The sequence below is a fragment of the Kitasatospora sp. NPDC048239 genome (genome assembly GCF_043202015.1).
Classification (GTDB): Bacteria; Actinomycetota; Actinomycetes; order Streptomycetales; family Streptomycetaceae; genus Kitasatospora.
The window spans coordinates 218,950-236,959 of sequence record NZ_JBICZP010000014.1 but is presented as its reverse complement, the minus strand read 5'-3'; the positions used below and the strand labels follow the sequence as shown (position 1 = coordinate 236,959).

At 74.9% G+C, this 18,010-nt stretch carries 18 protein-coding genes and 1 pseudogene; 11 read left to right on the top strand and 8 right to left on the bottom strand.

Translation table 11 applies throughout. The features are described from left to right. Positions 1-140: 140 nt before the first annotated feature. The gene (locus ACGFZP_RS31005; protein WP_392939342.1) at positions 141-632 is read left to right on the top strand and encodes a GNAT family N-acetyltransferase; all 492 of its coding nucleotides are present in this window, start codon (positions 141-143) and stop codon (positions 630-632) included. Between the two features lie 128 nt (positions 633-760). Then, the gene (locus ACGFZP_RS31000; protein ID WP_392939340.1) at positions 761-1,381 is read left to right on the top strand and encodes a DinB family protein; all 621 of its coding nucleotides are present in this window, start codon (positions 761-763) and stop codon (positions 1,379-1,381) included. 84 nt (positions 1,382-1,465) lie between these two features. On the opposite strand, the gene ACGFZP_RS30995 is transcribed toward ACGFZP_RS31000, so the two are convergent. Together ACGFZP_RS30995 and ACGFZP_RS30990 are read right to left on the bottom strand one after the other, a co-directional pair. Next, on the bottom strand, positions 1,466-2,050 hold the full coding sequence (locus tag ACGFZP_RS30995; RefSeq protein ID WP_392939339.1) for a pyridoxamine 5'-phosphate oxidase family protein: 585 nt from the start codon (positions 2,048-2,050) through the stop codon (positions 1,466-1,468). 156 nt (positions 2,051-2,206) lie between these two features. Continuing rightward, positions 2,207-2,641: a CBS domain-containing protein gene (locus tag ACGFZP_RS30990; RefSeq protein ID WP_392939338.1), complete on the bottom strand. Its 435-nt coding sequence runs from the start codon at positions 2,639-2,641 to the stop codon at positions 2,207-2,209. 157 nt (positions 2,642-2,798) lie between these two features. Between ACGFZP_RS30990 and ACGFZP_RS30985 the strand changes: the two genes are divergently transcribed. The 9 genes and pseudogenes from ACGFZP_RS30985 to ACGFZP_RS30945 all read left to right on the top strand — a co-directional run bounded on the left by ACGFZP_RS30985 (position 2,799) and on the right by ACGFZP_RS30945 (position 14,190). Beyond that, positions 2,799-3,704 (top strand): helix-turn-helix domain-containing protein, encoded by a 906-nt coding sequence (locus tag ACGFZP_RS30985; RefSeq protein WP_392939336.1) that lies wholly within the window; start codon positions 2,799-2,801, stop codon positions 3,702-3,704. Between the two features lie 53 nt (positions 3,705-3,757). Next, positions 3,758-4,267, top strand: a complete 510-nt coding sequence (locus tag ACGFZP_RS30980) for a VOC family protein (protein ID WP_392939334.1) — start codon at positions 3,758-3,760, stop codon at positions 4,265-4,267. Between the two features lie 7 nt (positions 4,268-4,274). Continuing rightward, positions 4,275-4,730 (top strand): MmcQ/YjbR family DNA-binding protein, encoded by a 456-nt coding sequence (locus ACGFZP_RS30975; RefSeq protein ID WP_392939333.1) that lies wholly within the window; start codon positions 4,275-4,277, stop codon positions 4,728-4,730. A gap of 119 nt (positions 4,731-4,849) precedes the next feature. After that, positions 4,850-5,728: pseudogene (ligD, locus tag ACGFZP_RS30970) on the top strand (non-homologous end-joining DNA ligase); the annotation flags it as partial. 81 nt (positions 5,729-5,809) lie between these two features. Then, positions 5,810-6,664, top strand: a complete 855-nt coding sequence (locus tag ACGFZP_RS30965; RefSeq protein ID WP_392939361.1) for a DNA ligase — start codon at positions 5,810-5,812, stop codon at positions 6,662-6,664. Between the two features lie 156 nt (positions 6,665-6,820). Continuing rightward, positions 6,821-7,801, top strand: a complete 981-nt coding sequence (locus ACGFZP_RS30960; protein WP_392939331.1) for an alpha/beta hydrolase — start codon at positions 6,821-6,823, stop codon at positions 7,799-7,801. Next, complete coding sequence (locus ACGFZP_RS30955) at positions 7,798-9,948, top strand: hypothetical protein (RefSeq protein WP_392939330.1); 2,151 nt, start codon at positions 7,798-7,800, stop codon at positions 9,946-9,948. Before ACGFZP_RS30960 ends, ACGFZP_RS30955 begins: the two co-directional genes overlap by 4 nt. Continuing rightward, positions 9,948-10,922: an AAA family ATPase gene (locus ACGFZP_RS30950; protein WP_392939329.1), complete on the top strand. Its 975-nt coding sequence runs from the start codon at positions 9,948-9,950 to the stop codon at positions 10,920-10,922. The genes ACGFZP_RS30955 and ACGFZP_RS30950 overlap by 1 nt, the downstream gene beginning before the upstream one ends. After that, a complete protein-coding gene (locus ACGFZP_RS30945) occupies positions 10,915-14,190 on the top strand; it encodes an SAV_2336 N-terminal domain-related protein (RefSeq protein WP_392939327.1) in 3,276 nt (1,091 codons plus the stop codon). Before ACGFZP_RS30950 ends, ACGFZP_RS30945 begins: the two co-directional genes overlap by 8 nt. A 21-nt stretch (positions 14,191-14,211) precedes the next feature. On the opposite strand, the gene ACGFZP_RS30940 is transcribed toward ACGFZP_RS30945, so the two are convergent. From ACGFZP_RS30940 to ACGFZP_RS30915, 6 genes are all read right to left on the bottom strand, one after another. After that, positions 14,212-14,805 carry a type 1 glutamine amidotransferase domain-containing protein gene (locus tag ACGFZP_RS30940; RefSeq protein ID WP_392939326.1) on the bottom strand — a complete coding sequence of 198 codons (594 nt, stop codon included), beginning with the start codon at positions 14,803-14,805 and terminating at the stop codon, positions 14,212-14,214. Further along, positions 14,802-15,122, bottom strand: coding sequence for a PRC-barrel domain containing protein (locus tag ACGFZP_RS30935; RefSeq protein WP_392939324.1), 321 nt, complete (start codon positions 15,120-15,122; stop codon positions 14,802-14,804). The genes ACGFZP_RS30940 and ACGFZP_RS30935 overlap by 4 nt, the downstream gene beginning before the upstream one ends. Beyond that, on the bottom strand, positions 15,119-15,499 hold the full coding sequence (locus ACGFZP_RS30930) for a hypothetical protein (RefSeq protein ID WP_392939322.1): 381 nt from the start codon (positions 15,497-15,499) through the stop codon (positions 15,119-15,121). Before ACGFZP_RS30930 ends, ACGFZP_RS30935 begins: the two co-directional genes overlap by 4 nt. A 78-nt stretch (positions 15,500-15,577) precedes the next feature. Next, on the bottom strand, positions 15,578-16,003 hold the full coding sequence (locus ACGFZP_RS30925; protein ID WP_392939320.1) for an HAD family hydrolase: 426 nt from the start codon (positions 16,001-16,003) through the stop codon (positions 15,578-15,580). 321 nt (positions 16,004-16,324) lie between these two features. Beyond that, positions 16,325-16,939 (bottom strand): GNAT family N-acetyltransferase, encoded by a 615-nt coding sequence (locus ACGFZP_RS30920; protein WP_392939319.1) that lies wholly within the window; start codon positions 16,937-16,939, stop codon positions 16,325-16,327. A 116-nt stretch (positions 16,940-17,055) separates the two neighbouring features. Continuing rightward, positions 17,056-17,727, bottom strand: a complete 672-nt coding sequence (locus ACGFZP_RS30915) for a TNT domain-containing protein (RefSeq protein WP_392939318.1) — start codon at positions 17,725-17,727, stop codon at positions 17,056-17,058. Positions 17,728-18,010 lie beyond the last annotated feature (283 nt).

Genomic DNA, 18,010 nt, shown 5'->3' with positions numbered 1-18,010 from the left:
CCTCACCAAGTAACACCCCGCACCACCCCACGCCACACGACAACGCCGCTGCACCCACCCGAACACCCGGGCAGGGAGCAGCGGCGTCGCGGCATATCCGGGGCGATCAGGCACCGTTGTCGTTTCCTATGCTGATCGACATGTTGATACTGGAGCGACTCCGGAGCGACCACGCACCCGCCCTGCTCGCCTTCGAACAGGAGAACCGGGCGTACTTCGCGCGGTCCGTGCCGGACCGGGGGGACGACTACTTCACCGGCTTCGCCTCCCGTCACCGCGACCTGCTCGCCGAACAGGACACCGGGGCATGCCACTTCCACGTCGTCGTCGACGACCGGGGACAGCTGATCGGACGCGTCAACCTGGTGGATGTCAGCGCCGGCTCCGCCGAACTCGGCTACCGGATCGGCGAAAGCGCCGCGGGCCGCGGGGTCGCCACGGCCGCGGTCGGGGAGGCCTGCCGAATCGCGGTGGCCGAGTACGCGCTGCGCTCACTCGTCGCGGTCACCACCCTCGACAATCCGGCGTCCAGGGCGGTGCTCGAACGCAACGGGTTCACGGTGGTCGAGAGCATCACCCTGGTCGGGCGGCCGGGTGTGCGGTACCGGCGCCGACTCGTCGCCGCCTCCTGACCGTTGGGCGAACCGGCCCCACGCGGCGGATCCGCGTCGGCAGCGGAAAACCCTTCGCACCCGGGCTCCCTGCTGTGGCAGGGTGCACACGAAGATCCACCCGACCGACCATCGCCCGGGAGCGTTCGATGACGACAGTGCCACGCCTGGTCCCGCTATTGGAGCAGTACGACTTCGCCCGCAAGCGGCTCATCGACCGCCTCACCGGCCCGGTCGTGAACAGTGGGAACGGCATGGACGTCGCGGTCAGCGCCATGACGGACGACGAGTACCTGTGGGAGCCGGTTCCGGGCTGCTGGTCGGTCCGCCGACGCGCCGACGGGCCGGGCCTGCAGGCCACCCTCCTGGTCGGCGCCGGCGACTGGGGGCGCGATGCCACTCCTCCGCCGCACCCGGAGCCGGCGCCGCTCACCACCATCGCCTGGCGCCTCAGCCACCTCGGTGAACAGCTGGCCCTGCGTGCGGAGTACACCGTCGGCGACCGCAAGCTGACCCGCGACGACTACCCCGCCAACGGGGACGCCGCCTCGGCGATCGCGGCCTTCGACGCCGCCGCCGAGGCCTGGCGCGAGGCTCTGCTGGCGGCCGACGACGCGGCGCTCGACACCGTCGGCCTCAGCACCTACCCGTACGGCAGCGACTCGGAGAACCCGTTCCTCGACATCGTCTGGTGGGTCAACCAGGAGCTCCTCCACCACGGCGCCGAGATAGCCCTGCTCCGCGACCTCTACCGCGCACGGACGTCCTGAGCGCACCGCGGTCCTGAACGCACGGCCGTCCTGAGCATGCGTGAGCCCTGAACGTGCGTCAGTCCCGCGCGCGCGTTCAGGGCCTCAGGCGGGCCGGGGCGGCAGCGGGAGCGGGAGGGCGGGCAGGCCGTCGATGCTGGTGGCGACGTGCTCCTTGCCCTCGCAGTAGGTGCCGAACTCCTCGTCCGTCTTGCGGTCGAAGTACTCCTCGTGCAGGGCGCGGTCGGCGCGGTAGTCCATGAACGGCACCGCGAAACCACAGGAGTCGCTGACCCGGTCGGCCTTCACCAGGACGATGGCCCGCAGCGCGGAGCCGTCAGCGCCCGGCTCGAACCGGCCCAGGAGCCCGGCGAACCGCGGGTCGTCCCGGAACACCGGTTCGCCGCGCCCGTGCACCCGGACCACGGTGGGCGGGCCGTCGAAGGCGCACCACATCAGGGTGATCCGGCCGTTCTCCCGCAGATGGGCGATGGTCTCGGCGGTCGAGCCCCCGAAGTCCAGGTAGGCGACGGTGAGTTCGTCGATCACGGTGAAGGTGCCGGACCGCCCCTTGGGCGAGACGTTGACATGCCCGTCGGCCGCCAGAGGTGCGGTGGCCACGAAGTAGACGGGCTGACCCTCGATGAACTTCCGCAGCCGGCCGTCGATTCTTTCGTAAGTCTTTCCCATGACCGGAATTCTGCCCCCATCTCGAATGCCAAGAACCCGGTTTTCAGCATACGAGACGGCGGGGCCGACCGACTGGCCGGGGGCGGTCCGGCGGCCGGCGCACAGGGGCCCTCGCGCGGCAGCGTGCCGCACGAGGGCCCCGGGACCGGCCGTCGGTCACCGCATCATGTAGACGCCGTCCATGAACTCGATGATCTGCTGGTCGGTGAGCCGCTGACCGTCGCGGTGGCCCATCGCCAGGTCCGCCTCGCTGATCATGCCGACCAGCTTCTCGCCCTCGATCACCGGGATCCGGCGGATCTGGTGCTGCTCCATCTTCTTCAGCACCGCGTCCATGCCGTCCTCGGCGCGCACGCAGTGCAGGTGCCCGGCCAGCTCCATGGCCTTCATCTGCGCCGGGTCCCTGCCCTCCGCGATACATCGGACCACGATGTCGCGGTCCGTGATGATGCCCTTGAGCTTCTGGTCGTCGCCGCAGATCGGCAGGGCGCCGACGTTCATCCCCGCCATCATCCTGGCGGCCTCGGCGAGGCTCTGGTCGGCGCGGATGCACTGTGCACCGGTGTGCATGATGTCTCGGGCAGTGGTCACTGGGACTCCTCCTCAGATCTCCCCCGACTTCTTGCCGTAACTGTGCGATCACCATAAGCAACACGGCGGCCGCCCGCGAGCCCGGCGGCCTGTCCCCCGTCCGCGACCGGCCCGCACCCGGCCGACAGCGGGCCCGCGTCCGGCCGATACTGGGGGCGTGACTGCGGATCCGGGAAGCACCACCGCGGACCCGGCCGGCGTCGTCGACGAGGCTGTGCGGGCCCGGCCGACGACCGCCCTGCGCCCCTACGTCGCCTGGTACTCCGGCTACCGCCAGCGCGGGATCGCCCCCGCCGTCCACCGCGGCCTGCCGTCGCCGTACCTGACCTTCATCGTCACGCTCGACGAGCCCCTCGTCGTGGCCGGACACCCCGACCCGGCCCAGCCGCCGGACCGCTACGACACCCTCCTCGGCGGCCTGCACACCGCCCCCGCCCTGATCACCCACGACGGCCGGCAGTCGGGCGTCCAGGTCGCCGTGCACCCGCTGGCCGCGCGGGCGCTGTTCGGGGTACCCGCCGGCGAGCTGGCCGGGATCGACCTGTCGGCCGGGGACGTCCTCGGACCGGTCGGCGAGCGGCTGCAGCACGCACTGCGCAGCGCCGCCGACTGGCCCGAGCGGTTCGCCGCACTGGACGGCGCGCTGCTGCGGGCGGCCCGCCCGTCCGGTCGGGTGCCCGCCGAGGTGCTCTGGGCCTGGCAGGCACTGCGGCGCAGCGGCGGGGCGCTGTCGGTGGCGGAGCTGGCCCGGGAGACCGGGTGGAGCGCCCGCCACCTCCAGGAGCGCTTCCGGCGCGAGATCGGTCTCACCCCGAAGGCCGCGGCCAGGGTGATCCGCTTCGACCGCGCCCGGCACCTGCTCGCCGGGCCGCTGCCGCCGCCCCGCCTCGCCGAACTGGCCGTGCGCTGCGGCTACTTCGACCAGGCGCACCTGGCACGCGAGTTCCGCTCCCTGGCGGGGTGTGCGCCGACGGCGTGGCTGGCCGCGGAGGGGCCGGAGACAGCGAAGTTCCGAAACGTCCAAGGCGGGGCGGGCCCGGCGGCGCCAGAGTGGGAGCAGTGACGCGCTCCGGCGGTAGGGCCGGGCGTGAACCCGCTTCGAGGAGGCCGGCTCCCATGGCCACTGCACCGAACTCCACGCCCCGCTCCGCCGCGGACAGCGGCGCGGATTCCAGCGCGCACACCAACGCGCACACCAGCACGGACTCCGGCGCCGCGCCGCCTCCGCAGGTGTGGCCCAGCCTGCGGGCGCGTAATGCCCGGGCCCTGATCCGGTTCCTGGTGGACGCCTTCGGCTTCACCGAGGTCGTCGCCTACGGCGAGGGCGAGTTCGTCGCCCATGCCGAGCTGGCCTGGCCCGAGGGCGGGGGCGTGATGCTGGGCTCCGACCGGGAGGATCCGGCGGGCGCCGAGCCGTGGCCGGGGCGGCCGGGCGGCTTCACCGCCTACGTGGTGACGGCGGGCCCGGACGCGGTGCACGCCCGTGCCGTCGCCGCCGGGGCACGGATCACCTCCGACCTGCAGGTGACCGACTACGGGTCGCGGGATTTCGCCGCCGCGGACCCGGAGGGCAACCGCTGGTACTTCGGCACCTACCGGGGCGCCCCGCGCCCCGCGGCGGGCTGAGGCCGCCGTGGCCCGCGCGGCCCACGGCGCGGACCCGGCCGGCGCCACCGGCCCGGCCGCCTCGGCCGACCCGGTGGAACGGCTGCGGGCGATCTGCCTGGCGCTCCCGGAGGTGTCCGAGCGGGTCAGCCACGGCGAGCCGACCTGGTTCGCGGGCACCGGCACACGCGCCCGGGTCTTCGTGATGCTCGCCGACCACCACCACGACGACCGCCTGGCGTTCTGGTGCCCGGCCGCGGCCGGCGCGCAGGAGTTCCTGACGGCGCGGGAGCCCGAGCTGTTCTTCCGCCCGCCGTACGTCGGCCACCGGGGCTGGATCGGGGTCCGCCTCGATGCGGGGCCGGTCGGCTGGGAGCGGGTGGAGGACCTGGTGGCGGACGCCCACGCCCTGGTGGCCCGTCCGGCGGCCCCTAAGCCCCCGACGGCCCCGGGGCCGTCCCGCGGGACGGCCCGGCCGGGCTGATCCGGACGGTCCGGGCCCTGCTCGCACCGGGACCTGCTCGCACCGGGGCCCGGTCGGCGGTTCCCGCCGAGCGCGCCCCGCGGCCGCGGCCCGGGCAGACTGGTCCACGGGAGGCCGCTATGCCGCAGATGCTCGTGGACGGGCGCACCCTCGCCCTGTCGCACCTCGACAAGGTGTACTTCCCGCAGACGGGCACGCTCAAGGGCGAGGTGCTGCGCTACTACGCCGCCGTCCACACCGCGCTGCTGCCCCACCTCGCCGACCGCCCGGTCTCCTTCCTGCGCTGCCCGGAGGGGGTCGAGGGCGAGATGTTCATCGCCAAGAACCCGCCCGCCGGGACACCGCGCTGGGTGCGCACGGTCGAGGTGCCGAGCAACAGCGGCGAGCTCCGCCAGGTGGTGCTCGACGACGGCGCCGCGCTGCTCTGGGCGGCCAATCTGGGCTGCCTCGAACTGCACGTGCCGCAGTGGCACGCCGCCGCGCCCGGCCGCGCCGACCGGCTGGTGCTGGACCTCGATCCCGGCGAGGGGGCGTCCGTGCTCACCTGCCGCACGGTGGCCGGGCTGCTGCGGGAGCGCCTGGCGGCGGACGGACTGGAGGCCTGGGTGAAGACCTCGGGCTCCAAGGGCCTGCACCTGCTGGCGCCGCTGGAGCCGACACCGAGTGCGCGGGTCTCCGCCTACGCGAAGGCGCTGGCGGCCGCGCTGGAGGCGGAGCACCCGGAGCTGGTCGTGCACACCATGGCGAAGGCGCGGCGCACCGGGCGGGTGCTGGTGGACTGGTCGCAGAACGCCGCCAAGAAGACCACCGCCGCGCCGTACACCGTCCGGGCCCGGGCGCGTCCGACCGTCTCCACGCCGGTGTCCTGGGCGGAGCTGGCGGCGGCGGAGTCGGCGGAGGACCTGGTGTTCACCATCGCCGAGGTGCCGGGCCGGCTGGCGGAGCAGGGTGATCTGCTCGCGCCGCTGCTGGACCCGGCCCGCGCCCGCCCGCTGCCGGCAGCCCCGAGCGCCGTGACCGCACCACCCGCCGTGACCGCACCGCCCGCCGCTGCGCCACTGGCGCCGCCCGTGGAGGTGATGCGGCCCGCCGCCGTCCCGGCCGTCCCCCCGGCGGACGGGCTGGGCGGGGCGGGCGTCCAGTACGAACTGAAGCTGGACGGCTTCCGCTGCCTGGCCTTCGCACGCGGCGAGCACCCCCCGTACCTCCAGTCCCGGTCCGGGCGGGATCTCGCGCCCGAGTTCCCGTCGATCGCCGCCGCCGTCGCCCGGCTGCCCGCCGGGCTGGTCCTGGACGCGGAGCTGGTCGCCTGGCGCGGCGGGCGGTTCGCCTTCGAGGAGCTGCTGCGCACCCGCCAGGCCCGGACCTCCGAGGACGTGGCGCTCGGGCTGATCGCCTTCGACGTCCTGGCCCTGCCCGGCGGCCGCGACGTCCGCCGCCTCCCGCTCACCGACCGCCGGCGGCTGCTGCTCGCCGCGCTCGCCGACGTCCCCCCGCCGATCCAGCCCGTGCTGGCCACCACCGACCGGGCGGAGGCGCTGACCTGGATGGAGCAGCTGGCCGACACCGGCGTCGAGGGCCTGGTCTGCAAGGCCGCCGGCTCCGCCTACCGGGCCCGGGGGGCCGGGCGGGTCTGGGTGAAGTACCGCCGCAGCGACACCGTCGACGCCACCGTCCGCGCCCTCACCGGCACTTCGGCCCGCCCCCAGGCGCTCGTCCTGGAGCTCGACGACGGCCGGGTCCTGCTCTCCTCCCCCCGGCTGACGCCGCTGCAGGCCCGCCAGGTCTCCGAGGCGGCGGCCGGCCTGCTCGCCCCGCCCGTGCGCGACCCCGACCACGGCACCCTCCGCCCGCTGACCGCCCCGCTGCGGGCCGAGGTCACCCTCACCGGCCGCCCGCCGACGGCGACCTTCGCCCGCCTCCGCGGGGACTGACCTCGGGCTCCCTTTCGCCTTCGATCGATCAGGTCACCTCCCGCGGGTCGGTGTTGGTACTGTTCTGTCCCGCATTCGCCCCGACCGGAACGGCCTCGGCCCCGGTGCGGCGGGCGGGTGGGACAGCGCGTTCGGCGGGGGCGGGGGATGGGAACGATGGCGACCGACCGGGTGAAGCCGCAGCTGGTCTTCGTGCACGGCATCGGCGGCCCGCGCGAGCCTCGGCAGGAACTCTCCGAGTGGAAACAGGCGTTGGCGCACGGGGCCCGGGAGGCCGGATACGCCTCGGAGATCTCCGCGCTGACCATGGACTGGTCCGCCGACTCCTCCTTCGCCTACTACGGCGACCTCTTCACCACGGGCCAGGCCCAGGGCGCCGGCGGAGCAGGTGAGTTGGACGAGCAGCAGGCGCAGCTCACGCTCGACCTGCTGGCCGAGCTCCTGGACGAACTGGCGGCCCTGCCCGAGCACCGCGGCAACCGGGGACTCGACCGGGTGCGCGCCCAACTGCGGCCGGGCGAGCAGGCGCAGGGCGCGATGAACGCGGTACGGCACCTGAACCGGATGCTGGCCGCCGTCGCCGCCGTCCCCGGGCTGAGCTGGGGCGCCCGTCGGCTCAGCCGCGTCGAGCTGCTCGGGATCCTCTCCCAGCCGGGCCGCTACCTGCGGCGGGCCGAGCCGGACGCCGCCGGGCGCACCCTCGACCAGCGGATCCGCGCGCGGGTCCTCGACTGCCTCGACCCGGAGCGGCCCGCGATCGTGCTGGCGCACTCGCTGGGCACCGTGGTCGCCCTGGAGTCGCTGGCCGAACACCCCGGGCCGGTGGAGCTGTTCGTGACCGTCGGCTCGCCGATCACCACCCGCGGCGTGGTCTGGCCGCTGCTGCGGCCGCGCCCGCCGGCCACCCCGGAGTCCGTCACCGCCTGGGCGGACTTCCGGGACGGCGACGACGTCGTGGTGCCGAAGCGCAGGCTGGCCGACGCCGTCTCGCCGAACTCCGCCGGGATCCGGCCGACTCCGCACCGGCTGGACTCGGCCACGCTCTGGTCCCACAACGCCGCCACGTACCTGCGGCGCAAGGAGGTCGCGAGGCCGGTGATGGCGGCCCTGGCGGCCCTGACCGCCGCGCGGCCATGAGCGATGCCTGGCAGCCACCGACCCGCCACCTCCTCCTGATAGCAACCCAGTGCGCGGCGATGCCGGACCTGGACGGCCTGGAGACGGTGGCCGACCGGCTGTTCGACGTGCTCACCGACCCCGGTGTCGGCGGCTGCGAGCCCAGCCCGGTGGCCGACCCCGCACACCTGCGGTCGGGCACGGTCACCTGGCGCGAGGCCGAGGACGCCGTCCTGGCCGCCGTCCGCGCGGCCGGGGAGGCCGGCGCGACGCTCGTCCTGGCCCTCCTCGGCCACGGCCAGACCCCGGCGAGCGGCGGGCCGCTCTGGTACATGGCCGCCGACAGCCTCCCCGACGCGGCCGACCGGTCGCTCGACGTGTCCGCCCTGCTCGACCGGGCCACCGACCACCCCGGCGTGGCCGGCGTCATCGCGCTGGTCGACACCTGCCATGCCGCGACCGGGGTGCCCGGCACCGCCGCCCTGGCCGGCGGCTTCCGGAACGGGCGGAAGCGCCTGGCGGCCCTGCTGGCCAGCGGCGTCCAGCAGGAGGCGTTCCGGCTCGACTTCAGCCGCACGCTGACCGCGCTGTTAGGCGAGGGGCTGCCGGGCGAGGGCGACTACCTCCTCCCCGGTGCCCTGAAGCTGAAGATCGCACCGGAGCTGACCGACCAGGACGTCCACGCCGTCGGGTACGACGGCGACGCCGACGCCGACGGTCCGCTCTGGCTGGCGCTGAACCGCCGGCGCCACGCCTGGAAGCCCTCGGCCGCCATCGGCTCGATCGGCGCCGAGGACCTCGCGCGGGCCCTGCGCGCCCGGCCCGCCGACCCGACCGACGGCCCGACCGCACTCGGCGGCCCGACCGCGCCCGGCGGCTGGACCAGGCAGGCGCTGCTCGGCCTCTCCGCGCAGGGCCGCGGCCCGACCGCACCGCCGGCCGCCCGCTGGGCCGGCGAGGTGGCCGACGGTGTGGTCGCCGCAATGGACACCGGCGGCCTCCTGGTCGAACTGGCCGGCCCGGCCCTGACCACCCCGCTGCTGCGCCGCCTGGCCGCCGAGTTCAACCGCCAGTGGGCCGCCGGCGGCACCCCGCCGGTCCGGCCGCCCGGCTCGCTGACCGGCCGCCCGCTGCTGCAGCACCTGCTGGAGCACGCCGCCCTGCGCGCGCCGAGCGCCTCCGACGGCTCACCGCACCTCGCCCTGGCCTGGTACGTGGTCGCGATGGCGGAGGCCTGCCACTACGACCTGTCGGACGCCCGGGTCCAGCGCTGGGCGCGCGACACGGGCGACCCGATCGGCCTCAACACCGTCCGCGAGACGTACCGGCGGCAGCGGCGGGAGCGCGCCCTGCGGCTGGTGGTCAGCCTGCACGCGGCCCAGGTCGACTGGCCCGACTCGCTGTCCGCCTGCCTGCGGGACGGCCCGGACTGCCTGCACCACCGCCACTTCCCGTGCCAGCCCGACCAGAGCGGCGTCGAGCAGGCGCTGCCCGAGGTCGTCGACTGGGCGGAGCGCCTGCTGCCGCCCGGCTCCCTGGTCCAGCACGTCGACATCGTGGCGGCGGCCCCCGTCCTGCTGGACTGGCACCCGGAGCGGACCAGGGTCGGGATCCTGCGGCTCGGTGTCAACGCCACGGTGACGCTCCGCTGGGCGGGCCGGCTCGTCGTACCGGCCCGGCTGCGCGGCATGAACGAACACGCCCGCGCGCTGCTGGAGAAGATGGAACAGCAGCCGCTCGACCAGTGCGCGCCCGTGGACTGGGTGGACCCCGCCGACTCCGGGGCGGAGCAGCTGGCCGAGGCGCTGCTCTCCGGGGCCTACCAGCGGGCGGTCGGGATCGGCCGCCGCCCGCCCCAGCTCCAGGACCTGGTCACCGCCTTCCTGCCCTACACCCCGATCCTGTTCTGGCCGTGCGCGGACGCCGACCACGGCACGGACCTCGCCGAGGAGGGACGGGCCTGTCTCACCCACCTGTGGGAGAGCCTGCCCGAGGGGCTCGGCGACGCCTACCGCCGCCGCTGGCACGGCCGCAGCGACCGGGACCCGGTGACGGACGGCCACCTCACCCGCCTGGCCGACCTGCGCTCCGCCTGGCACGACCACGACTGGCTCGACTTCTGCACCCGCTACGACCAGCACGCGCCCGCCGCCCCGAGGAGCACCTGATGTCCTGGAACACCTACTACCGCGGCGACGGGGAGCCACGCGACGTCACCCTCGCTCCCCCGCCGCCGTGGCGCAGCTTCACCCGCGGCGGGGCGCACCGGGCCTTTCTGCCGCCCGAGGGGCTGGCCGACGCCGTCAACGCCGCCCTGTACCTGCACCGCCCGCTGCTGATCACGGGGAACACCGGCACCGGCAAGTCCACCGTGATCGAGCAGGTCGCGGCGGAGCTGAAGCTCGGCGAGCCCCTGCGCTGGCACATCACCTCCCGCAGCACCCTGCCGGAGGCGCTCTGCCGGTACGACGCGCTCGGCCACATCCACGCCCTGCGGGTCCAGCAGCCCCCCTCCGGTCCGCGGTCCGGCCGCAGCGGCCGCGCCGCCCGGCGCTCCGGCCGCGCCGACATCGCCCCGTTCCTCCAACTGGGCCCGCTGGGAACGGCGCTGATGCCCGCGGAGCGCCCCAGGGCGCTGCTCGTCGACGAGATCGACAAGAGTGACATCGACCTGCCCGCCGACCTGCTCGACGTCCTGGAGAGCGGGCGCTTCGAGATCCCCGAACTGGTCCGCCACCCCCGGCAGGAGGCGCTGGTCCGCGAGTGGGAGGGGCGTGCCACCCACCTGGTGAGGCACGGCAAGGTCCAGTGCACGACCTTCCCCTTCATCGTGATGACCAGCAACGGCGAGCGGGACTTCCCCGCGCCGTTCCTGCGCCGCTGCATCCGCTACGACATGCCGACCCCGACCCGGGAGACGCTGCGCCGGGCGGTCGAGTCCCACCTGGGGGCCGCGGTGGACGCGCTGGGGCCGGCCGCCGAGCTCATCACCGCGTTCGCCGAACGGGTCGGCCGGGGCGAGCAGTTGGCGGTGGACCAGCTGCTGAACGCCGTCCGGCTGGTGACCGACGACCAGGCCCCGACCGGCGCCCAGCGGGAGCGGCTGCTCGAACTGATGCTGCGGGACCTCTCCGGTGCGTGAGCAGGGCGGCGTCGCGGCGCTCGTCGCGGCCCTCAGCAGCCTCCTTCCCCCGGACACCGACGCGACCGCGCTGGCGGACGCACTGTGGCTGGCCGCCGCGCCGGTCGCGGCCGGGGACGGCCCGGAGCCGTCGCCGGGCGCCCGCCCGCCCGGCGCGCCCGCCGTCCCGCCTCGGGGACCGGCCCCCAGGGCTGACGCCGAGCCCCGGCCCGTCCCCGAGGCGGCGGACGGCACGCCGCAGGCCGGCGGCGGTGTGCCGCTGTTCGAGGACCTGCCGCTGCCCACCGGGGCGGTGCCCGACAGCCGCCCGGTCGAGGTGGCCGCCGGCCGGTCGCTGCCGCACGCCCTGGAACTCGGCCGCGCCCTGCGCCCGTTCAAGCGCCGCCACCCGCGCGGCGCCCGGCGGTCGCTGGACCTCGACGCGACCCTGCGCGAGTACGCCAACGGCGGCGAGCTCGTACCGGTCCTCGGCCCCGCCCCGGAGCCGTGGTTCGAGGTCGTCCTCCTGGTGGACACCCATCCGACCATGGAGGTCTGGCGGGAGACCGTCGCCGAGTTCACCGCCCTGCTCACCGGCCTCGGGGCGTTCCGCCGGATCCGGCCGCTGCGGCTGACCGTCGGAGCCGAGCCCGCCGTCACCGACCCGCGCGGGCGGCCGGTCGCCGGCGGGCGGGTCACCGCGCCCGGCGGCCGGCGCCTGGTCCTCGTCCTGTCCGACTGCGCCGCACCCGGGTGGCGGCGGCCCGAGCCGTGGCAGCTGCTGCGCCGCTGGGGCGCCTCCACCCCGGTGGTCCTGCTCAACCCGCTGCCCGCCCGCCTCTGGGGCACCACCGCCCTCGACCAGCCCGCCGTCCGGGTCCGCCACCGCACGCCCTCCGCCCACAACACGGAGCTCTCCTTCGACGTCCCGCTGATGGTGCGCGGTCTGTTCGGCGACGATCGGGGCTGGGTGGCGCTGCCGACCGTCTCCCTCACCCCGCACTCGCTGCGCCGCTGGGCGGCCGGTGTGATGCGCGGGGCGCCCGCCGGACACGACGCCGTCCTCGTCCCCGAGTCCGGCGTCCTCAGCTCGCCCTTCGCCGCCCACGCGGCGCCCCCGCCCGACGACTCCCGGCGCACGGCGGCCTTCCTGCACACCGCCTCGCCCGCCGCCAAGCGGCTGGCCGCCCTGGGCAGCCCGTTCAGCCGGCTCAGCCTCCCGCTGCTGCAGCTCATCCGGCAGGAGGCGGTACCGGAGGCCGGCGTGAGCGACCTCGCCGAGCTGATGACCAGCGGCCTCCTCGACATCCGGACGCCGCAGGACGGCCCCGCCCTGCTCACCTACACCGGCGCCGCCCGCGCCGCACTCGCCCCGCTGCTCACCCGCCACGACGCCTGGACCGTCCAGGACGCCCTGACCCGCTACATCGCCACCCGCCGCCCCCGGCCCGGCCGGGCCCTGGCGGCGGTCGCGGTCGAGGACACCGCGGACCTCCCGGCGGAGCTGCGACCGTTCGCGGTGGCCTCGCAGGAGCTGCTGACCGTCCTGGACGGCGGCCGCGGACCACGGGCGGCGGCCGGCGGCGGCGGAGCCGGCGTGCCACTCCCCGAGCCGGCGTTCCCCGACCCGGCGCGCAGCGCGGCGCTGCTCATCGGCGTGTCCCGCCACGGGACCCTGCCCCGGCTTCCCGATGTCCACCGGGCGGTGGCCGACCTGCACTCCCTCCTCACGTCCCCCGCGAGCTGGAACCTCGACGCCGATCGCTGCCAGATCCTGTACGACCCCACCCCGAACGTCGTACTCGACGCGCTGGGAAGCCTGTGCAGCCGAGCGGACGACACCGTCCTGGTGTACTTCGCCGGGCACAGCCGGGGCGACCCGCTGGAAGAGGACCTCCAGCTGCTGTTGGCCGGATACGAATCCGACTCCCGCCACGAGGATCGACTACCGCTCCGCAGTATGGCCAGGATGTTCGACGCCAGAGCGCCGAAACAGCTCGTGCTGTTGCTGGAGCCGTGCTCCGAGGCCTCCGAAGCCGCGGCGGTCATCCGGTCCGGTGCCCCGGGTTCGAGCGTGCACGTCCTCGGCGCCCAGTCGAACGAGCACCCGGGCGGCAGCTCCCTCCCGCTCGCCGCCCTCCTGGAAAGCCTGGCCTCGACGGGTTTGGCGGGCGGACCGGAGCTGATCGACCTGGCCGCCGTCGCCGAGCTCCTCTCGCACCCCCCGTCGCGGGTCACGGCCGTTCACTCCGGGGAGTCCGGGCAGCCCGCGCCCGTCCTGATGCGCAACGCCCAGGTGCTCCAGCACCGCCCACGGCATGTACGGGCGATCTACGACGAGGTGTGTCGCCTGGCGGACGACTGTCTGGACGACTACCACCCGGGCGAGTCCCACGACGAGTTCCACGCGCTCCTGCTGGCACTCGTCAGCTTCATCGACGGGTACCCCGCACGGCGGTCCAGTCTGTCCGAGCCGCAGATCAGGGCGCAGCTCGGACGCGATCTGGACGCGTTCCTCGCTCCCGCGATCCGCCTTGAGCCCAACTTGTCCGACGCCGGCCCGGATGGCTTCGTCGCGGACTGGTACGGCAAGCTCGCCACGACCGGTCACCGTGTGCCGATCGAGATCCGCACGCTGACCCTCCGGAGTCCGAGCCGACCCGAGTGGGCCGCGCACCCGGGCCCCGGGCGTCCGCTACGGATCGCCTTCGTGCTCGACCGCTCGGGCCGCGCCAACGGCGAGTTGTTCAACATCCACCCGAACGTCGGCGTGATTCCGGCCCGAGGCTCCGTACGGCACTCCTGCAGGATTCTGCTCCGGGTCCTCGTGGCCGAACCGGAGCCCGAGCCGGAAGAGTCCCTCGACAGTGCACTGCGCAATGCCGTGGCCCGCACCTGCCGACGGTTCTCGGGCGGGTCGACCGCGGGCGGGCAGACACTGGACGCCGTTCACGAACACGTGCCGCTGATGTCGTCCGTGTCCTACGCCTCACTGTCGCACGTCGACCCGAGTCTCGGGTCGGTCGAGTGGCACCCCGTGGAGACCTACGAGCACGGCCTCACCCTGGGATCGCTGCGGGTTCACGCGGTGGCCGTCCTGGAAGGGTTCATGTTCAAGACGGATCCGCGCCTGACCGACCTGGAGGTGGTCGTCGTCGACCCCCGCTGGGACCAGCAGCTGGCGAAGGTGGCCGTCCGCGTGGACGTGGAGCTGGTCTTCGAGGCGCAGGTCGACTCGCCCGGCCACCAGGTGACGCTGAAGCTCTCGGACGTGGAGGTTCCCGGCTGACCGGGTAGGCGGGCGCCCGCCTCACCGGTGCGCGGCCTGCGCCGCGTGGGCGAACTCCGTGACGAAGGTGTCGTTGAAGACGGGCAGGTCGTCCGGCCTGCGGCTGGAGACGAGCACGCCCGGACCGGCACGGCAGATGTGGACCTCCTCGTCGACCCAGGTGGCGCCGGCGTTGCGGAGGTCGGTGCGCAGGCTCGGCCAGGAGGTGAGGGTGCGGCCGCGGACGGCGTCGGCCTCGATCAGGGTCCAGGGGCCGTGGCAGATCACCGCGACGGGGCGGCCGGACGCGCAGAAGGCGCGGACGAAGGCCACGGCGGCCGGGTCCGTGCGCAGGTGGTCGGGGCTCGCGACGCCGCCGGGGAGGACCAGGCCGTCGTAGTCGGCGGTGTCGGCCTCGCCGACCGGCTGGTCCACGGCGAAGGTGTCGCCGGGGGTGAGGTGGTGGAAGGCCAGCACCCGGCCGGGCGCGGTGGACAGCAGGCGCGGTGTGCCCCCCGCCTCGGCCACGGCCTGCCAGGGGGAGGTGAGTTCGATCTGCTCGGCGCCCTCCGGGGCGACCAGGACGGCGATGGTCCGGCCGGTGAGGGTGGTCCGGGGCCAGGGCACGGCGCTCACTTCCGGTAGTGCGCGTCCAGTGCGGCGCGGCCGCCCAGTTCGACCGCCGAGGGCGGCGGGGCGGAGCGGATCCGGGCGCGCGGGCAGTCCAGGTGGACGACCAGTTCCAGGTGGTCGATCCGGGAGACCAGCCCGACGGGGACGAGCACCCGGGCCCCCGGCACCCAGGGGCCGGTGTCGACCAGGATGTGGTCGCCGGCGTCGTGTTCCACCCGGCCGAGCGGGCCGTCGGTCGCCTCCACCTCGTAGCCGGTCAGGCTCAGGTCCGCGGCGTGGTGGGAGCCCGGGCGGTACTCCCACAGGTCGGTGGTCATCATGCCTCCGGATGGTCCCAGGGCCGGTTCTCGCCGGACCGGCCGCGCCCGCCTTCGCCCGTACGGCGGCGGCGCAGCAGGACAATGACGCCGACCGAGACGGCCACCCCGAGCGCCCACACCAGCGCGATGGCCGTCAGGACCGGCACGGTGGGCGTCCGAACGCCGATGCTGAGGCAGATCGCGGCCAGTACCAGCGCGGTCATCACCACGCCGGACGGTATCCGGCGGGCCAGGCCGCGCAGCGTGCGCCGGAACCGGCTCGGACGCTTCGCACCCATCGTGCTCAGCCGCCGGTCGAGGCGGGCGTCCTGACGCAGATCACCCTCGATCTCCTCGAGAAGCCGCCGCTCCCGTCCGCTCAAGGCGGGTCCGTCCATCTCGGCCACCTCCGACACTTCCGGTGACGTCCTGGCACCCGGCGGTTGCCCGGTGCAGCCATGTGCCCGGTACGGGCGCTAACCGCTCATCGCGGCCGGGCCGAAGGCCCGGGGGCGGGCGAGCAGACTGTCGTCCAACACGCGCAGCAGGGCGGTGGTGTCGCGGTGCACCTCGGCCGCGCCCGCCGCCAGCAGCTCCGGTCCGATGACGCCGTCGGCCGCCACCGCGACGCAGGGGACCCCGATCCGGCGGGCCTCCCGCACCTCGCGGACGCTGCCGGCGACGTAGACCGCATGGGACGCGGCGCCGTCCACCAGGTTGAGGGCCGCGCTCAGCGGATCGGCTCCGGGGGCGGTCACGGTCAGCGCGCGGGCGCCGGCCGGCCCTGGCCCGGTGAGCACCACCGTCCAGCCCCGGGCGGCGCACTCGCGCAGCAACTCGGCCGAACCGGGCAGGGCCGGGCGCCAGTCGGTACCGAAGAGTGCTGCCGAGATGACCGTCATGGCCCACCTCTCCCGTTCCGAAGCCCCTCAGGAGCGTCTCCGAGGAGCTTCCGAAGGCCTTCCGAAGCGCGTTCGTCCCACATGCCGTACCGCTTCGCACCCGTGCGGCGACCGTCCGCACGCCGTGCACCGGCCGTGCTCTTCCAGGTTAGGCCCGGACCCCCCTCCCCCGCCCGATACGGAGAGTCGGCGGATCCGATGTAGCGCTTACCGCACGGCTACGGCACGCACGGTGACCACCTGCGCCGGGCCCGATCTCGAACGGCGGGCCCGGTACCCGGCGGGCTGGTCGCACGGCGGGCAGGCCGCCCGCCGGGTCGGTCACTCGCCGGGCAGGTCGGCGGGCTCCGGGTCCTCGGCCAGGCGGGCGTGCAGGTGCTCGGCGTGGTACTTGCCGTCGCCGAAGCGGTGGGAGGCGCGCAGGGTGCCCTCGGCGGGGTAGCCGCAGCGCTCGGCGACCCGGCACGAGGCCTCGTTGCCGACCGCGTGGGCGATCTCCACCCGCCGGACCCAGGACTCGGCTATGCCCCAGGTGGTGACGGCCCGGGTGGCCCGGGTGGCGAGGCCGCGCCCGCGGCCGGCGGGGAGCAGCCAGTAGCCGATCATGGCCAGGCCGTCGGCGCGGTCGACCCAGCGCAGCCCGACGGTGCCGAGCAGTTCGTCGTCCCCGGCACCCACGATGGCGAAGGGGGCGCTGTTGCCGCTCTCCCAGCCGGCGGCGAGGCGGTCCAGGAACGCCTCGGCCCCGGCCTGGTCGGTGGCGCGGATCGGACTCCACATGGCGATGTCCGGGTCGGCGGCGGCGGCGAGCATGCCGGCCGCCGCTCCACCGCGCACGGTCGTGCTCGGGCCCCAGGGGCGCAGCACGGCGTCGCCCAGGTCCAGGGTGGTCGGTCGGAAGGCGCGCTGCTCAACGGTGGGCTCAACGGTGTTCATGCGGCTTTCCTACCCCGGGGTACCACCCGTGCGCCAGCGAATTTCCGCAGGCCACCGCCACCCCGCCGGGGCAGCCGGCGGTGACCGGGCCTTCCCCGGTCACCGCCGACGCGTCATCAGATCCGGGCGAGGTAGCCGTTGTCCACCAGCCACAGCACGTTCAGCCGGGCCGGGCCGTTCGGCACCAAGGCCGCGTCGAGCTGGTACTGCAGGCCGTAGCCGGGCTGGCCGAACCACGGGGCGATCGGGCCCGCGTGCACCTTGAACGGCTTCAGCACCTTGTAGTCGTGGTAGTTGCAGGGCGCCGCCGGGTTGCTGTCCAGGCTCTGCGGCGGGATGGACCGGGTGCCGTAGGGCAGGCCCTCGGGCGCGAGGAAGCTGCCGTACTCGCTGCCGTAGCGGTCGATGTTCTGGTTCGGGTAGAGGGTGATCTCGAACTCGATCGGGGTGCCGTCCGGCAGCGTGACGTAGCCGTTGGCCGGCGGGTAGATCCAGCCGGGGGCGCCGTTGTTGGCGGTGGGGCTGTAGTAGGTGGCGAGGAACTGGTCGGTGGAGAGGCTGCCGGTGCGCTGGTAGCCGATCAGCTCGCGGCCGACCCGGCCGGTGGTCGGCAGGTCCTCGGGGCCGAGCCGCGCGTCGCCTTGGTGGTCGGCGGTCGAGCACTCGTCGGAGGGGGTGGCGGTGGCGGCGGTGGCGGCCGCATCGGCGGCGGAGGCCGGCAGGCTCGGGGCGATCAGGGCGACGGCCGCGGCGAGTGGCGCGACGAGCAGGCGAAGGCGAAGGCGCACGATGTGTCTCCGTCGTATCGGGGTCGGGGCGGTCGGAGGATGATCCGTCACCCTCCGTGTCCAGGTCGCCACCTAGGCAAGCGGATCAGCTGATCCTTCGTCAACACGGCTGGCCCGCAAGGTCGGCCAAATCTCGCCTTTCGGCCAACCCGCGCACGGATGGCCCCCTGGGGCGTGCACGCTGGAGGGTCGCGCGGGCGTGCGGACGGAGCCGGGCTGCGGTTCGAGCCCCCGGCCCGGCTCCGCGCCGCCGGCCCCCGCGGGTGGGGACGGTCGGTCGGCG

Bases quoted from the DNA above. Each gene is read 5' to 3' on its own strand.
- ACGFZP_RS31005 (WP_392939342.1), top strand. From the start codon at position 141: ATGTTGATACTGGAGCGACTCCGGAGCGACCACGCACCCGCCCTGCTC.
- ACGFZP_RS30935 (WP_392939324.1), bottom strand. From the start codon at position 15,122: ATGATGACCACCGACCTGTGGGAGTACCGCCCGGGCTCCCACCACGCC.
- ACGFZP_RS30930 (WP_392939322.1), bottom strand. From the start codon at position 15,499: ATGGACGGACCCGCCTTGAGCGGACGGGAGCGGCGGCTTCTCGAGGAG.
- ACGFZP_RS31000 (WP_392939340.1), top strand. From the start codon at position 761: ATGACGACAGTGCCACGCCTGGTCCCGCTATTGGAGCAGTACGACTTC.
- ACGFZP_RS30920 (WP_392939319.1), bottom strand. From the start codon at position 16,939: ATGAACACCGTTGAGCCCACCGTTGAGCAGCGCGCCTTCCGACCGACC.
- ACGFZP_RS30955 (WP_392939330.1), top strand. From the start codon at position 7,798: ATGAGCGATGCCTGGCAGCCACCGACCCGCCACCTCCTCCTGATAGCA.
- ACGFZP_RS30950 (WP_392939329.1), top strand. From the start codon at position 9,948: ATGTCCTGGAACACCTACTACCGCGGCGACGGGGAGCCACGCGACGTC.
- ACGFZP_RS30925 (WP_392939320.1), bottom strand. From the start codon at position 16,003: ATGACGGTCATCTCGGCAGCACTCTTCGGTACCGACTGGCGCCCGGCC.
- ACGFZP_RS30995 (WP_392939339.1), bottom strand. From the start codon at position 2,050: ATGGGAAAGACTTACGAAAGAATCGACGGCCGGCTGCGGAAGTTCATC.
- ACGFZP_RS30980 (WP_392939334.1), top strand. From the start codon at position 3,758: ATGGCCACTGCACCGAACTCCACGCCCCGCTCCGCCGCGGACAGCGGC.
- ACGFZP_RS30965 (WP_392939361.1), top strand. From the start codon at position 5,810: ATGCGGCCCGCCGCCGTCCCGGCCGTCCCCCCGGCGGACGGGCTGGGC.
- ACGFZP_RS30960 (WP_392939331.1), top strand. From the start codon at position 6,821: ATGGCGACCGACCGGGTGAAGCCGCAGCTGGTCTTCGTGCACGGCATC.